Annotated in this window: 14 protein-coding genes; 5 read left to right on the top strand and 9 right to left on the bottom strand. The window is 73.8% G+C overall.

Annotated features, from left to right (window positions below; translation table 11 throughout):
- Positions 1-48 precede the first annotated feature (48 nt).
- The gene (locus tag IF20_RS27125; RefSeq protein ID WP_052867983.1) at positions 49-774 is read left to right on the top strand and encodes a class I SAM-dependent methyltransferase; all 726 of its coding nucleotides are present in this window, start codon (positions 49-51) and stop codon (positions 772-774) included.
- Between the two features lie 30 nt (positions 775-804).
- Here IF20_RS27125 and IF20_RS27120 read toward each other — a convergent pair whose 3' ends face one another.
- From IF20_RS27120 to mftA, 9 genes are all read right to left on the bottom strand, one after another.
- Positions 805-1,365: an adenylate kinase gene (locus tag IF20_RS27120; RefSeq protein WP_052867982.1), complete on the bottom strand. Its 561-nt coding sequence runs from the start codon at positions 1,363-1,365 to the stop codon at positions 805-807.
- Between the two features lie 47 nt (positions 1,366-1,412).
- Positions 1,413-3,356 (bottom strand): acetate--CoA ligase, encoded by a 1,944-nt coding sequence (gene acs / locus IF20_RS27115; protein ID WP_052867981.1) that lies wholly within the window; start codon positions 3,354-3,356, stop codon positions 1,413-1,415.
- Between the two features lie 69 nt (positions 3,357-3,425).
- Complete coding sequence (mftF, locus tag IF20_RS27110) at positions 3,426-4,979, bottom strand: mycofactocin biosynthesis glycosyltransferase MftF (protein WP_052867980.1); 1,554 nt, start codon at positions 4,977-4,979, stop codon at positions 3,426-3,428.
- Positions 4,976-5,767 (bottom strand): mycofactocin-coupled SDR family oxidoreductase, encoded by a 792-nt coding sequence (locus IF20_RS27105; protein WP_052867979.1) that lies wholly within the window; start codon positions 5,765-5,767, stop codon positions 4,976-4,978. Before IF20_RS27105 ends, mftF begins: the two co-directional genes overlap by 4 nt.
- Positions 5,764-6,552 (bottom strand): mycofactocin biosynthesis peptidyl-dipeptidase MftE, encoded by a 789-nt coding sequence (mftE, locus tag IF20_RS27100; RefSeq protein ID WP_052867978.1) that lies wholly within the window; start codon positions 6,550-6,552, stop codon positions 5,764-5,766. The genes IF20_RS27105 and mftE overlap by 4 nt, the downstream gene beginning before the upstream one ends.
- 1 nt (position 6,553) lies before the next feature.
- A complete protein-coding gene (mftD, locus tag IF20_RS27095; protein ID WP_052867977.1) occupies positions 6,554-7,726 on the bottom strand; it encodes a pre-mycofactocin synthase MftD in 1,173 nt (390 codons plus the stop codon).
- A 49-nt stretch (positions 7,727-7,775) separates the two neighbouring features.
- On the bottom strand, positions 7,776-9,050 hold the full coding sequence (gene mftC, locus IF20_RS27090) for a mycofactocin radical SAM maturase (RefSeq protein ID WP_052867976.1): 1,275 nt from the start codon (positions 9,048-9,050) through the stop codon (positions 7,776-7,778).
- Positions 9,051-9,081: 31 nt separating this feature from the next.
- Complete coding sequence (gene mftB / locus IF20_RS27085) at positions 9,082-9,348, bottom strand: mycofactocin biosynthesis chaperone MftB (protein WP_052867975.1); 267 nt, start codon at positions 9,346-9,348, stop codon at positions 9,082-9,084.
- Between the two features lie 9 nt (positions 9,349-9,357).
- Positions 9,358-9,486: a mycofactocin precursor MftA gene (mftA, locus tag IF20_RS38210; protein ID WP_110944589.1), complete on the bottom strand. Its 129-nt coding sequence runs from the start codon at positions 9,484-9,486 to the stop codon at positions 9,358-9,360.
- Positions 9,487-9,750: 264 nt separating this feature from the next.
- Between mftA and mdo the strand changes: the two genes are divergently transcribed.
- The 4 genes from mdo (at position 9,751) to mftM (ending at position 14,748) form a co-directional block, all read left to right on the top strand.
- On the top strand, positions 9,751-11,043 hold the full coding sequence (mdo, locus tag IF20_RS27080) for an NDMA-dependent methanol dehydrogenase (protein WP_052867974.1): 1,293 nt from the start codon (positions 9,751-9,753) through the stop codon (positions 11,041-11,043).
- Positions 11,044-11,114: 71 nt separating this feature from the next.
- A complete protein-coding gene (locus IF20_RS27075; protein WP_052867973.1) occupies positions 11,115-12,278 on the top strand; it encodes an AAA family ATPase in 1,164 nt (387 codons plus the stop codon).
- 11 nt (positions 12,279-12,289) lie between these two features.
- Complete coding sequence (locus IF20_RS27070; protein WP_052867972.1) at positions 12,290-13,828, top strand: VWA domain-containing protein; 1,539 nt, start codon at positions 12,290-12,292, stop codon at positions 13,826-13,828.
- Entirely contained in the window at positions 13,825-14,748 is a 924-nt protein-coding gene (mftM, locus tag IF20_RS27065) for a mycofactocin oligosaccharide methyltransferase MftM (RefSeq protein ID WP_234426838.1), read from the top strand. The genes IF20_RS27070 and mftM overlap by 4 nt, the downstream gene beginning before the upstream one ends.
- The last annotated feature ends 11 nt before the right edge of the window (positions 14,749-14,759 follow it).

The raw sequence follows: 14,759 nt of genomic DNA, 5'->3' as shown, positions 1-14,759 counted from the left end.
TCGTTGCCGGTCTTGCGGGTTGCCGAGACCGAGCAGTAGCAATTGGCCATGAGCGCATCGAGCCACGGTCCGACGGCATGGGAAGGCTTCTGGCGCGATGCGCCGGCAGGCGAGGGCGAGGTCTTCTGGGACGCGGCGCCGTCACTGGCGGTCGCCCGTCATCTCCCGTTCTTCGCCGAGCACTTCGACCCCGCCCTGCCGGTGATCGACCTGGGATGCGGGAACGGCACACAGACCCGCTTTCTGGCGCAACGGTTTCCCCGTGCGATCGGTGTTGACGTCTCGGCGTCCGCAATTGACCGGGCCCGTCGGGAGGATCCGGCGCGGGTGGCCGAATACCGACAGGTGGACGCGGCGGACGCCGAGCAGGTGACGGCGTTGCACGAGGACGTGGGCGAGGCGAACGTCTACGTACGCGGCGTACTGCACCAGTGCGCCCCCGAGGACCGGCCGCGCATCGTCGCGAACATCGCCCGGCTCCTCGGCAGCCGCGGCCGGGCCTTCCTCGTGGAGCTCTCCGAGGACGCCAAGAACGTCCTGATGTCCCTGGTGCAGCGCCCGGACGGCCCGCCGCCCAAGGTGCGCGCGATCTTCTCCCACGGCATCGCGCCCGCCGAGATGCCCGACAGCGCGATACCGGATCTGCTGGCCGCCCATGGCCTGGAAACCGCCGCCTCGGGCCGCCTCCCCCTGATCACCACCGAGACCCGCGCCGACGGCACCCGCGTCGAGGTCCCCACCAACTGGCTGCTGGCGAGACCCCGGGGAGCGTGAGGCGGGGTACGCGAAGGACCCGTGCCGGGCTCAGGCAGGGCCCGCCGCGGCGGCGACGGCGTCCCGCACCCGCTCGGCAGTCTCCGCCACCGTGCCCGCGGCGTCGACCGTCACCAGCAGATCCGCGTACGTGGCGAGCAGCGGCGCGGTCTGCCTGCGGTACACCCGTAGCCGGTTGCGGATGACGTCCTCGGTGTCGTCGGGGCGGCCGCGGCCCAGCAGGCGGTCCACCACGACCTCCTCGGGCGCGGCGAATTCCAGTACGGCGGTCAGCCCGGTGCCGTCCTCGGCGAGCAGGTCCGCGAGTACGCCGGCCTGCCGGACGGTGCGCGGATAGCCGTCGAGCAGGAAGCCGTCGCGGGCGTCGGGCTCGGCCAGCCGGCCGCGCACCATGTCGTCGGTCAGTTCGTCGGGGACGAGCTCGCCGGCGTCGAGGTAGCGCCGGGCGGCCCGGCCCAGCCGGGTGCCGGCCGCGAGGTGGGTCCGGAACAGGTCGCCGGTGGACAGGTGCGGAACGCCGAGCCGTTCGCTCAACACGGCCGCCTGGGTGCCTTTGCCCGCGCCGGGCGGGCCGATGAGCACGAAACGCATGGGTGAGGGTGCCTTTCGAGGAGGAAAGAGGGACGGGCGCGGGCGCGTCAGCCGTCGGCGAGGCCCTGCTGGATCGAGGCCATGACGGAGGCGTCGGCCAGCGTGGTGACGTCCCCGATCTCGCGGTTGTCGGCCACGTCCCGCAGCAGCCGCCGCATGATCTTGCCCGAGCGGGTCTTCGGCAGCTCCGGCACGACCATGATCTGCCGGGGCTTGGCGATCGGCCCGATCTCCGCGGCGACGTGCGCACGCAGCGGGCCCACCACGTCCGTGCCGTTGTCGCGTTCGTCGTGCTGCGCGTCGCCGCGCAGCACGACGAACGCGACGATGGCCTGCCCGGTGGTCGCGTCGGCCGCGCCGACCACCGCGGCCTCGGCCACGCTCGGGTGCGCGACCAGCGCCGACTCGACCTCGGCGGTGGAGATCCGGTGCCCGGAGACGTTCATGACGTCGTCCACCCGGCCCAGCAGCCAGAGGTCGCCGTCCTCGTCGTAGCGCGCGCCGTCCCCGGCGAAGTAGTAGCCCTGGCGGGCGAAGCGCGACCAGTACGTCTCCCGGAACCGCTCCTCGTCGCCCCAGATGCCGCGCAGCATCGCGGGCCAGGGCCGGTCCAGTACGAGGTAGCCGCTCTCGCCGCGGCCGACCGGCTCGCCCCGGTCGTTGACGACGGCGGCCGAGATGCCGGGCAGCGGAGCCTGCGCCGAGCCGGGCTTGAGCGGCTTCGTGTCCGCCTCCGCCGGCAGCGGGGAGATCATGACGGCGCCGGTCTCGGTCTGCCACCAGGTGTCCACCACAGGTGCCCGGTCGGCGCCCAGATGCTTCCGGTACCACCGCCACGCCTCCGGGTTGATCGGCTCGCCGACGCTGCCCAGCACGCGCAGCGTGGACAGGTCGTACCGGCCCGGCAGCTCCTCGCCCCACTTCATGAAGGAGCGAATCAAGGTGGGCGCGGTGTAGTAGAGCGAGACGCCGTACTTCTGGATGATCTCGAAGTGCCGCCCTTCGTGCGGGGTGTTGGGCGTGCCTTCGTAGAGGACGGAGGTCGCGCGGTTGGCCAGCGGTCCGTACACGATGTAGGTGTGCCCCGTGATCCAGCCGATGTCGGCGGTGCACCAGTAGACGTCGTCGCCGGGGCGGTGGTCGAAGATCGTGCGGTGGGTGTAGGCGGCCTGGGTGAGGTAGCCGCCGGAGGTGTGCAGGATGCCCTTGGGGCTGCCCGTCGTGCCCGAGGTGTAGAGGATGAACAGCGGGTGCTCGGCGTCGAACGCCTCCGCTTCGTGCGTGTCGGACTGCGCGTCGACCAGCTCGTGCCACCACAGGTCGCGCCCCTCGGTCCATGCCACCTCGCCGCCGGTGCGCCGGACGACGAGCACGTGCTCGATGCTCGGGGTGTCTGCCGTGGCCTCGTCCGTGCCGTCCTTCATCGGTACGGCGGTGCCCCTGCGGTACTGCCCGTCCGCCGTGATCAGCAGCTTCGCCTCCGCGTCCGCGATCCGGGACCGCAGCGCCGCCGGCGAGAACCCGCCGAACACCACGCTGTGCGGCAGCCCGAGCCGTGCGCAGGCCAGCATCGCGAAGACCGCCTCGGGGATCATCGGCAGCTGGATCGCCACCCGGTCGCCGGCCGTCAGGCCCAGCGAGAGCAGGGCGTTGGCGGTGCGGCACACCTCGCGCTGAAGGTCGGCGTAGGTGATCGTGCGGGTGTCGCCCGGCTCGCCCTCCCAGTGGAAGGCGACCTGCTCGCCGTGGCCGGCCGCGACGTGGCGGTCGACGCAGTTGTACGCGACGTTCAGCCGGCCGCCGGAGAACCACTGCGCGAACGGTGCGTCGGACCAGTCCAGCACCTCGGCCCAGGGCCGTTCCCAGTGCAGCTGCCGGGCCTGCCCGGCCCAGAAGGCCGTCAGCGCCGGGTCGGGCTGGGCGAGCGGGTCGCCGGCCGGGCCGGACTGCGCGTTGCCGGCGGTCTGTTCGGTGGGCGGCGGAACGGACATCAGGGGGCCTCCGGGCGGGACGTCGGACAGCGGGGAGAGGTGGGAGCGCTCAAGCGAGCGAGGGTGTACTCAATGTGGCGCGGGGAGGTTGGCGGAAGGTTGGTGTGCGGAGCGCGGCGTATGGGAGGGCGGGGACGCGGCGGGCGGCCGGGCCGGTACGGCGGCGGTCCGTACGATCCGCGGCAGCAGCGGCCCCGCGGTCCGGCGGCGGAACGCGCCGCGCCACACGCCCCAGCCGTACGCGAGGTCGTCCAGACGGCGGACGGCCGTGTGCGTCAGCGGGTCGAGGCCGGAGGCGGCGCGCCGGTGGTCGAGGAGTCCCTCGGCGAGCGCGGCGGCGAGCAGCACCCGGCGGGCCCGGCGGCTCGCCGCGCCGGCCGCCACCGCCAGCGGCCAGTGGTGCCGGGTCGCGCAGCGCAGCAACTGCTCGGCGGTGCCGCGCAGTCCGGCGAGGGTCAGCAGCGCGGCGGCGCGTACGGGAGTGTCGGCGTCCGGCATCCGGCGGGCCAGCCGTACCGCGGTCACCCCGGTCAGTGCGACCGCGGCGGCCGCCGGCAGCGGGCGTCCGCGCAGCAGCAGGGCGCAGGCGGCCACCGACCAGGGCGCGGCGTGCAGCGGCGGCACCTGTCCCGGGTGCCGCAGCGCCAGTTCGGCAGCGCCGGTGCCGTAGCCGGCCCGCTGCCCGAGCCAGTCCCGCAGCCCGGTGCGGTGGTGGTGGCCCACGGTGACCTCGGGCACGTACCGCAGCCGCCAGCCCGCCGCGTGCAGCCGCATGCAGAGGTCCACGTCCTCGGCCACGCGGAGCCGGGGATCGAAGCCGGTGCCCAGCGCGGCCCGCCGGACGACGAGCGTGGCGCTCGGTACGTACGCGAGCGCCGACAGCGGCACGACGGGGCCCTCCCGCGCGCCCATGTCCAGCGGTGACCGCACGTCCTCGTAGCGGTGCAGGACGCCGCGCCGCCCGCCGGGGGCCGGTGCCGCGACGATCCGGGGCGCGACGAGCGCCACCGCTGGATCGGCGAACTGCGCCAGCAGCGGCGCCAGCCAGCCCGGTCCGGGCGCCACGTCGGAGTCCAGGAACGCGACGTACGGGGTGGCCGCGTGCCGCAGCCCGGTGTTGCGGGCCGCGGCGGGGCCGAGGTTGCGGGGATGGCGGAGCAGGGTGGCGCCGTGCCGGGCCGCGGCCGCCGCCAGCGCCGCGGGGTCGCGCGAGCCGTCGTCGACGACGAGCACCGGCAGCGGTGCGGTCTCCGGGGCGGCCCGCAGCCGGGCCAGCAACGCGTCCACCAGCTCCGCCCGGTCGCGGGCGGGCACCACCACGGTGGTACCGGTCGTGGTGCCCGCAGGGCCGGTGCCGAGGGGCGGCCGGGGACGTACCGCACCGATGTCCAGCAGCCGCCGGGCGAGCGCTGCCGAGGTCCGGCCGGTCACGGTGAACCGGCCGCCGTCCAGCAGCCGCGCGGCCGTCGGCCCGAGCCGCAGCAGCCGCGGCGGCGCGCCGCCGAGCAGCAGCCGCCCGTCACGCGACCGGTGCGCGTCACCGGCCAGTTCGACGGCGAAGCCGACGGGGAGGCGGGTGTCCCAGGGGCCGGGCAGAGGCGGGGGCAGGGGCGTGGCGGTCATCCGGTGAAGCCTCCGTCCGCGTGCAGGACCGACCCGGTGACGGCGCCGGCCTCGCGGGCGCAGGCCCAGGCGACCACGGTGGCCACCTCCTCCGGTGCCAGCACCCGCCCGACCAGTTGACTCGCGGCGAGTTCGGCGGTGTCGTCGAGGCCGTACAGGGCGGCGGTGGCCCGCAGCATGGCGGTGTCGGTGGAGCCGGGCGAGACCGCGACCGCGTTGACACCGGTGTCCCGGAGGTCGCAGGCGAGGCCGCGGACCAGGCCCAGTACGGCGTGCTTGGCCGCGCAGTAGCCGCCCAGGCCCCACAGGCCGCGGTGCGCGGCGGCCGAGGCGAGGGCGACGAACCGGCCGTGCCGGGGCGCCGGTCTGCGGAGCAGCGCGGGCACGGCGGCGCGCGCCAGGTTCAGTACGCCGGTGACGTCCACGTCGAAGAGCGTCCGCCACTCCGCTTCGGGCTGCTCCCAGACCGGGCCGCCGCCCAGGATCACCGCGGCGGCACCCACCGCCGCGTCCAACCCGCCGAACTCCCGCTCGGCCAGCTCCACGGCGTGGCGCACGGCGTCGGCGTCGCGGACGTCGGCCCGTACGGTGCGTACGTCGGTGAACTCCGCGCCCAACGAGGCCAGTTGCTCCGGTGTGGCGAGGGCGTAGGGAACACCGGGGTCGTCCGTGCAGGCGTCGACCGCGACCACCGCCCAGCCCTCGCCGGCCAGCCGCCGTACGACCGCGGCGCCGATGCCCCGCGCGGCTCCGGTGACCACGGCCACCCGCCGCTCCGGCCGCGTCATCGCGTCGCCTCCCGCGCCGCTCCGGCCGGCTGCGCGGTCCGCCCGCCCAGCCGGCCGTCCTCGCCCACCCGCCAGCCGCCGGCGTCGGCCGCCAGCCGCTCGGCCATCCCGGCGAGCAGCCGTTCGCCCTCCGCCGCGTGCGCACCGGCCGGATCGCCGAGGACGCCCGACGGGCTGACCGCGCGGACCGAACTCGCCCGCAACCGGGGCAGCAGCCGCTCGATGGGGTCGGTGCACCCGGCGACCGCGCGGCCGATGCGTACCGAAGCAGGCCGCACCCGCAGCATCATCGACGTCTCGGTGCGCCCGGCGTGCGCGTCGGAGCCCGGCGGCACGCACGGCCACCAGGCGGCGTCCCGACCCTCGTACCGCAGCAGGGTCACCGCACGGGACAGCGCCTCGACGTTGCCGCCGTGCCCGTTCACCACCAGCAGCCGCCCCGCCCAGCGCAGCAGCGAGCGCCCCAGCTCCACGACGAGGAGTTCCAGCGCGGCCTGCCCGAGGGAGACCGTGCCGGCGAAGCCCTCGTGCTCGCCGCTCGCGCCGTACGGCTGGACCGGCGCGACCACGACGTCCAGCGGGTCTTCCGCGCCCAGGAGCCGCGCGGCGGACCGCTCGGCGACCGCTCCCGCCACCGCGGCGTCGGTGTCCAGCGGCAGGTGCGGGCCGTGCTGCTCGCAGGAGCCGAGGGGGAGGAGCACCAGCGCCCTGCGGTCCGTGAGGTTCGGCCAGGCCAGGTCGGCGAGGTGCGGCGCCGACCGGGCCGTGGCGGGCTCGGCCGGCATCTCAGACCGCGCCCAGGGTGCGGGTGAAGCCGGGCGGGACCACCACGTCGTCGCGGGTCAGCTCGTGGACGGAGGAGCGGCCGAGGCCCAGCAGCGCCGAGTCGATGCCGCCGCGCAGGATGTCCAGCACGTTCTCCACCCCCGCCTGACCGTTCGCGGCCAGGCCCCAGAGGTAGGCGCGGCCGATCATGACGGCCTTGGCGCCGAGCGCCAGCGCCTTGACCACGTCGCTGCCGCGGCGGACACCGCTGTCGAGCAGTACCTCGATCCGGTCGCCCACCGCGTCCGCGACGGCCGGCAGCACGCGGATCGGGGCCGGGGTGCCGTCGAGGTTGTTGCCGCCGTGGTTGGTCACCGAGATCGCGGTGACACCGGCGTCCACCGCGCGCCGGGCGTCGTCCACCCGGCAGACGCCCTTGAGCAGGAACGGCCCGTCCCACTGCTCGCGCAGCCAGCGCACGTCCTCCCACGAGGGCGGCGGGGTCTGCATCCACTCGCCGTAGGCCCCGAAGAACGTGGGTGCCTCGTGCCCCGGCTCGGCGAGGTTGGGTGTCGTCAGGTCGGGCAGGCTGCGGGACCTGACGAAGTCCGCCAGCCAGCGCGGGCGCGCGAGCGCCTCCGGGGCGAACCGCACCATCGCCTTGAGGTCCAGCCGTTCGGGGATCTTCGGGCTGCCCCAGTCCCGGCCGTGCGAGAAGGACCAGTCCAGAGTGGCGATCAGCGCCTTGGCCCCGGCCTCGCGGGCCTGCTCCATCCGCCGGCGCATGTCGTCCCGGGTCCCCATCCAGTACATCTGGAAGAACGTCTGCGGGTTGGCCGCGACGACGTCCCGCAGCGGCTTGCTGGCGAAGGAGCTCAGGCCCATCGCCGTGCCGCGGGCCGCGGCCGCGCGGGCCACGGCCACCTCGCCGTCGGGGTGCACCGCCTGCACCCCGGTCGGGGAGATGAGCACCGGCAGGGCTATCTGCTGGCCCAGGACCGTCGTCGCCAGCTCCCGCTTGGCCGACAGCCCGGCGACGTGCGGGGCGAACCCGAGCTGCGCGAAGGCCGCGGTGTTGTCGTCGTAGGAGACGCCCTTCTCGGACCCGGCGAGCAACGCGCTGTAGACGGACTTCGGCAGCCGCTTCCTGGCCCTGCGCTGCGCCTCCGTCACCGTCTCGAACCAACCGCTCATGATCTTCCTCTCTGGTCGTCTCTGCCCGTGCGCGCGACGTGGCGACCGCTCACCGCAGGTCCATGCCGGCCATGCCGTCCACGCCGGCCAGCGGGCTCTCGTCGCAGATGCGGTCGGGCCGGCCGGTCCGCAGCGCGGGCATGCCGAGGGACACCGGGCGCGGCGCCGGGCTCGTACGGTGCGAGTGGTCCTTGCCCTGCGGCGGCAGGCCCTGCCGGTCGACGGCGGCCAGCGCGGCGGCGCCGTGGCCCTTGACGCACTCGGGGTCCGGGCCGTCCAGCGGGAGCCCGGTGAAGAACTTCGCGGCCATGCAGCCGCCTTGGCAGACGTCGAAGGCAGAGCAGGACGTGCACGCGCCGGAGGACTGCTCACCGCGCAGCTGCGCGAAGAGCGCCGAGGAGCGCCACACCTCGTCGAAGCCGCCGGGCGCGCGGATGTTGCCCGCCTTGAAGGCGTCGTGGATCGCGAACGGGCAGGCGTACACGTCGCCCACCGGGTCGATCAGGCACACCACCCGCCCCGCGCCGCACAGGTTCAGGCCCGGGATCGGCGTCGAGCCGAGCGCGTTGAGGTGGAAGAAGGAGTCGCCGGTCAGCACCTTCTCGCCGTTGGCGACCAGCCACTGGTACAGCTCGCGCTGCTGCGCGTCCGTGGGGTGCAGCTCGTCCCACACGTCCGCGCCGCGCCCCGAGGGACGCAGCCGGGTGAGCCGCAGCTGCGCCCCGAACCGGTCGGCGAGCGCGGCGAAGTCGTCCAGCTGGGGGATGTTCTGCCGGGTCATCACCACCGAGATCTTGAAGTCGGCGAAGCCGGCGGCCGCCAGGTTCTCCATCGCGCGTATGGCCATGTCGTACGAGCCGGGCCCGCGCACCGCGTCGTTGACCTCGCGGGTCGCGCCGTCCAGGGAGATCTGGATGTCGACGTAGTCGGTGGCGGCCAGCCGCTCCGCGCGCTCCGGCGTAAGCCGCAGCCCGTTGGTGGAGAACTTCACGCCCACCTGGTGCGCGATCGCGTAGTCCAGCAGCTCCCAGAAGTCCGGGCGTACGGTCGGCTCGCCGCCGCCGACGTTCACGTAGAACACCTGCATCCGCTGCAGCTCCCGGATCACCGACTTGATCTCGTCGGTGGTCAGCTCCATCGGGTCCCGGCGGCCCGAGGAGGACAGGCAGTGGGCGCAGGACAGGTTGCACGCGTAGGTCCACTCCCAGGTCAGGCAGATCGGGGCGTGCAGGCCGCCCTTGAACTGCTCGACCAGGGCCGGCACCGGCCCGTCGTGCGGGGCTTCGTGTGGGGCTTCGGGCGGGGCTTCGTAGAGGGTGGTCATCACCGGACTCCTCTTCCGCTTCTCTTCCGCATCACTGCGGGATGATCATGTCGGCGGCGGCCAGCGAGGCGAGGGCGCGCAGGAAGGCGGTGCGCCGCTGCCCGGGGACGCGGTCCAGCGCCTCGGTCACGCTGGGGTGCCGGTCGAGCCCGGTGACGAGCTCGACGAGTTCGGGGGCCTTCAGAAAGGACAGCCGGCGGTTGCCGAAGTGGTACGCCAGCGCCCCGAACGGCTCGGGGCGCAGCGCGACACTCGGGTTCAGCCGGTAGGGCCGTCCGGCGTCGAACGTCGAGTGCACGGCGGCGGCCTAGTAGACGCCGCACATGCCGTCGATGGAGACCTCCTCGACGAGCAGTTCCTCGATGATGCCGTCCTCCGGCGCGGCGGTGGGGTCGGTGGCGGTGGCGGGCTCGGTGGTACGGGCGTCCTCGTGCATCGCAGTTCCTTCCGGGACAGGGGAGTCGGGGAGCCGTCGTGCTCCTGGAAACGACGCTAGGACGGCGGCCCGCACCGCCTCGCCGTAACTTCGGCCGCCGTCGCCCCCTCCGTTCGGAGGGGGCCCGTGCCCTGCGTCCGTGCCGTACGGGCCGCCGGTCGACCGGGATCGCTCCCGCACCGCTTCCACGGCGGGAAGCGGCGCGCCTACGTTCGGCCCGTCCGAGCTCACGGGCTCCCCACCGCGGAGAGGAAACGAGTCCCCATGCAGGTCGACGAACTTCTCAAGCCATTCCCGATCAAGGAGTTCCACCCGTTCCCGCGGGCCCTCCTGGGCCCCGGCGCCCACGAGTTGATCGGCCCCGAGGCCAAGAAGCTGGGCTTCAGGAAGACGCTGGTGATGACCACCGGTCTGCGCGGCAGCGACACCGTGCACAAGATCGTGGAGTCGATGAAGTACCACGGCCTGGAGGTCGTGGTGTACGACCAGGTCGAGTCCAACCCCAAGGACTACAACGTCATGGACGCCGTGGCGCTGTACCAGCAGAACAAGTGCGACTCCTTCGTCTCGATCGGCGGCGGATCCTCGCACGACGCCTGCAAGGGCGCGCGGATCTCCGTGGCCCACGACGGCCGCAGCGTCAACGAGTTCGAGGGCTTCAACAAGTCCGAGAACCCCAAGAACCCGCCGCACATCGCGGTCTCCACCACCGCCGGCACCGGTTCGGAGACCTCCTGGGCCTACGTCATCACCGACACCACCACCGACCCGGAGAACCCGCACAAGTACGTGGCGTTCGACGACGCCTCCGTCGCCACCCTCGCGATCGACGACCCGACGCTGTACTACGACTGCCCGCTGGACTACACCGCCCAGTGCGGCTTCGACGTCCTCGCGCACGCCTCCGAGCCGTACGTCTCCCGGCTCGACTTCCAGCCCTCGCTGGGCAACGCGCTGCACGCCATCAAGCTGACCGCGAAGAGCCTGCGGCAGGCGGTCTGGAACGGCCAGGACCTGGCCGGGCGCGAGGGCATGATGTACGCGCAGTACATCGCGGCGCAGGCCTTCAACTCGGGCGGCCTGGGCATCATCCACTCCATCTCGCACGCCGTCAGCGCCTTCTACGACACCCACCACGGGCTCAACAACGCCATCGCGCTGCCCCGGGTGTGGGCGTTCAACATGCCGGCGCACTACGAGCGGTTCGCCGACATCGCCGAGGCGATGGGCGTGGACACGCACGGCATGACCAAGGTGCAGGCCGCCGAGGCGGCGCTGGCGGCCGGGATCCGGCTGCTGCGCGACGTCGGCATCCCCGAGCGGTTCGTGGACGTCAAGCAGGACTCGTACTCCAAGAACCGGCTGGGCACGGGCCCGACCGCGTACTACGAGAAGGCCTCCGTGATCAGCGGCGACGCCGCCGACGTCGACCGCATCACCCGGCACGTCCTCGGCGACGCCTGCACCCCGGGCAACGCCAAGGAGTGCACCTTCGACACCGTCCGCCCGGTCGTAGAGCACTGCATGACCGGCGACCTGGACGACCTGCTCAGCTGACCCACCACCCCCGCGTCGGGCGGGGCCGGCCGCACACCGGCCCCGCCCGCCCCCGGACGGACGGAGGAGCCGTGCCCGCAACACCTGCCCCCACGGACGACACCACCACCCCCTTCGCCTCGGTCGAGGACGTGGCCGAGCGGTTCGCCGCGCACGGTTACCTCACCGACCGCCGCCTGGCCACCACCGTCTTCCTGCAGTCCCGGCTGGACAAGCCGGTACTGCTGGAGGGCCCGGCCGGCGTCGGCAAGACCGAGCTGGCCAAGACCCTCGCCGCGGCCACCGGCCGCCGGCTGCTCCGCCTGCAGTGCTACGAAGGCCAGGACGAGAGCAAGGCGCTGTACGAGTGGGACTACGGCAAGCAGCTGCTCTACACCCAGATGCTGCGCGACAAGATCAGTGACATCACCGCCGACGCGCCCGACCTGGCCGGCGCCGTGGAGCGCATCGGCGGACAGGACAGCGTCTTCTTCTCCGACCGCTTCCTGGCTCCGCGCCCGCTGCTCGACGCCATCCGCGGCGAGCAGCCCGCCGTGCTGCTGATCGACGAGGTGGACCGCGCCGACGAGGCGCTGGAGGCGGTGCTGCTGGAGTGCCTGGCGGAGTTCCAGGTCTCGGTGCCGGAGATCGGCACGTACCTCGCGAAGGTCCCGCCGTACGTGGTGCTCACCTCCAACAACACCCGCGACCTGTCCGCCGCGCTCAAGCGCCGCTGTCTGCATCTTTTCCTGGACTACCCGGACGCCGAACGGGAGTTGGCCATCCTGCGGTCGAAGGACACCGGGCTGCCGGAGGCCGCGGTGCGCCGGCTGGTGGACGTGGTGCGCGGGCTGCGCGAGCTGGACCTGCGCAAGAGCCCCAGCATCTCCGAGACCGTCGACTGGGCCCGTACCCTCGCCGTGCTCGGCGTCGAGGAGCTGGACGCCGAGGTGCTCGCCGAGACCGCCAACGTGGTCCTGAAGTACGAGCGCGACATGGACCGGGCCTTGGGGATCCTGCCCCGTCTCGTCGACCCGAACGCCGAACTGCCCGTACCGCACGGCCACCACCACGGCCACGACCACGGCCACGACCACGACCACGACCACGGGCATCATCACGACGATGCGCCGGTGACTAGCGGCCCGACCCCCGCGGCGTCGGCGTCGGCGGCGGCGTCGGCGTCCGCGGCTCCCGCCGTCGGCTCCGGTCAGGGCGCCCGCGCGTTCTCCGCGATCACCCGCCGCAAGGCATAGGGGGCGGTGACGTGGAGAGCAGCCTGCACCGGTTCGTCCGCATCCTGCGCCTGTACGGCCTGCGGGTGTCGGTGTCGGAGGCGAGGGACGCGATGCGCTGCGCGGCCCAGCCCGGCGTGCTGGCCGACCGGCCGACGCTGCGTGAGGCGCTGCGGCTGGCGCTGGTGAAGGACCGGCGGGACGACCCGGTGTTCGACGAGCTGTTCACCGCGTTCTTCTCGCTGCGCCCGGTGGGCGGCCGGGACGACGGGCACGGCCACAGCCATGAGCACGACGACCTCACCGACACCGGCGCGCTGGACTCCTTCACCGTCTCCGAGGAGCCCTCGGAGACCCCGCAGCAGGGCCACAGCCACGGCAAGCCTTCCGACATCCGCGACTACTTCGACCAGCGGGACCTGGCCGAGCAGTACAACCTCCACCAGGAGGCCAACAAGATCGACCTGGCCGCCATGACCGACGAGATCGTGCTGTCCAAGGACGGTGCGCGGGCGGGCGGCGACGACGTGCCCTCCGTGCAGCTGGAGACCGAGCGGCTGCACGGCGCCGGCGTCCCCGGCGAGCTGTCCGCCGCCACCGGCCACCGCATCGACACCGAACTGTCCGTCGCTCAGCAGGACGCCCTCCTCGGCCGGCTCTCCGGTGGCGAGGACTCCGACGACCTCGACCGGGAGGCGCTGAACGCGCTGCGCCGCCGCCTCGCCGGCACCCTCGACAACCTCCCCGAACTCCTCAAACGCCACCTGGACCGGCTCGCGGAACTGGAGTCGGCCGCCGTGGAGACCCGGATCGCCGAACAGGTACGGGCCGAGCGCGTCGACGAGGACGAACGGGCCGACCTGGAGGACGCGCTGCGCCGGCTGGCGCACTCCCTGCACGGCGCGCTGACCAGCCGCAAGCGCAACACCCCGCGAGGGCGGGTGCATCCGGGGCGGACGATGCGCCGCAACATGCGGTACGACGGCGTGCCGTTCCGCCCGGTCACCGTCACCCGCGCCGAGGACAAGCCCCGGCTCGTCGTCCTCACCGACGTGTCGCTCTCCGTACGGTCCACCGCACGCTTCACCCTGCACCTCGTGCACGGCCTCCAGTCGCTCTTCGCGCAGGTGCGGACCTTCGCCTTCGTCGACGAACCGGCCGAGATCACCGAGCTGTTCGCCGAGCATCCGCTGGAGCGCGCGCTCGGCCTGGTCTTCGACGGCCTCCCGGCCGGCGGCCTGCTCGACACCGACGCCAACTCCGACTACGGCCGGGCCTTCGAAGCGCTGCTGCAGGACCACGGCGGCGCCTTCAACCGCCGCACCACGTTCCTCGTCCTCGGCGACGGCCGCGGCAACGGCAACGACCCGGGCATCGACGCCTTCGCCGAGCTGACCCGCCGGGTCCGGCAGACCCTCTGGCTCACGCCCGAACCCCGCTACTCCTGGGGGCTGGGCGCCTGCGACCTGCCGCGGTACGCGGAGTTCTGCGACCGCGTCCAGGTCGTCGGCGACCTCGCCGGGCTACGGCGCACGGCGGACCGGATCTCGGCGGAGGTGACGGGCCGGTGACCGGGGCCGACCGGCTGCGGCTCGCCGCCACCGCCATCGACCCGCTCGCCCCGCACCGCCCTGGCCACTACGCCGACCACCTGGTCAGCGTGGTCCGCGATGACGGGGGCGCCGCCCGCGCCCCGGAGCCACCGGTGGTCCGTACCGACCACTTCTGCCTGCGCCGCCGCGCCCACCGCATCGAGGTGACCCACCGGATCACCCCCGAAGCGCTCGACAACGACCTGGCCGGGCTGCTCGCGGGCGAGCTGTTCGCGCCCGGCTGGCTGTCCGGGCCCGACGTCTTCGAGCGGGTCTTCACCGGCGTGGTGCGCTCCTGCGTGCCCGGCCCGGTCGCCTCCTGGGCCCGCTTCTACGACAACACCCTGGCCCGCATCCGCGCCTGCTGGCAGGGCCCGGCGCCGGCCGGCCACTCCTCGATCGCCGGATTCGCGCCGGTCTACCGCCGCACCCTGGACCTGGTGCCGCCGGGCAGCGTCCTGGACCTCGGCGCCTGCTTCGGCTTCCTCGCCCTGCTGCTCGCGCGGAAGCCGGACCGCACCGTCCTCGCCTCCGACGTGTCGTCCGGCACGATGCGGCTGCTCGAAGCGGTCGCCGACGCCCGCGGTACGCCGCTGCGCACCCTCACCTGCGACGCCGCGCGCGTACCGCTGCCGGACCGCGCCGTGGACACCGTCACCGCCATCCACCTGCTGGAACACCTCGACCCCCGGCACGGCGCCGCGGTCCTGACCGAGGCCCTGCGGCTGGCCCGGCACCGGGTGGTGGTCGCGGTGCCGTACGAGGACGAGCCGACCGCCGCGTACGGGCACGTCCGCTGCTTCGACCGGGACCAGCTCGGCGCGCTCGGCCGCGGCACGGGACGCCCCTTCACGGTCAGCGACTTCCACGGCGGCTGGCTGGTGCTCGACACGGAGTGAGGGACGCCGGG

It is taken from the genome of Streptomyces niger (assembly GCF_000718305.1).
GTDB lineage: Bacteria > Actinomycetota > Actinomycetes > Streptomycetales > Streptomycetaceae > Streptomyces > Streptomyces niger.
This window is presented reverse-complemented; position numbering and strand designations above follow the sequence as displayed.

What these genes read in the sequence shown, in the direction of transcription:
- IF20_RS27125 (WP_052867983.1), top strand. Translation starts at nt 49, where the DNA reads ATGAGCGCATCGAGCCACGGTCCGACGGCATGGGAAGGCTTCTGGCGC.
- IF20_RS27120 (WP_052867982.1), bottom strand. Translation starts at nt 1,365, where the DNA reads ATGCGTTTCGTGCTCATCGGCCCGCCCGGCGCGGGCAAAGGCACCCAG.
- acs (WP_052867981.1), bottom strand. Translation starts at nt 3,356, where the DNA reads ATGTCCGTTCCGCCGCCCACCGAACAGACCGCCGGCAACGCGCAGTCC.
- mftF (WP_052867980.1), bottom strand. Translation starts at nt 4,979, where the DNA reads ATGACCGCCACGCCCCTGCCCCCGCCTCTGCCCGGCCCCTGGGACACC.
- IF20_RS27105 (WP_052867979.1), bottom strand. Translation starts at nt 5,767, where the DNA reads ATGACGCGGCCGGAGCGGCGGGTGGCCGTGGTCACCGGAGCCGCGCGG.
- mftE (WP_052867978.1), bottom strand. Translation starts at nt 6,552, where the DNA reads ATGCCGGCCGAGCCCGCCACGGCCCGGTCGGCGCCGCACCTCGCCGAC.
- mftD (WP_052867977.1), bottom strand. Translation starts at nt 7,726, where the DNA reads ATGAGCGGTTGGTTCGAGACGGTGACGGAGGCGCAGCGCAGGGCCAGG.
- mftC (WP_052867976.1), bottom strand. Translation starts at nt 9,050, where the DNA reads ATGACCACCCTCTACGAAGCCCCGCCCGAAGCCCCACACGAAGCCCCG.
- mftA (WP_110944589.1), bottom strand. Translation starts at nt 9,486, where the DNA reads ATGCACGAGGACGCCCGTACCACCGAGCCCGCCACCGCCACCGACCCC.
- mdo (WP_052867974.1), top strand. Translation starts at nt 9,751, where the DNA reads ATGCAGGTCGACGAACTTCTCAAGCCATTCCCGATCAAGGAGTTCCAC.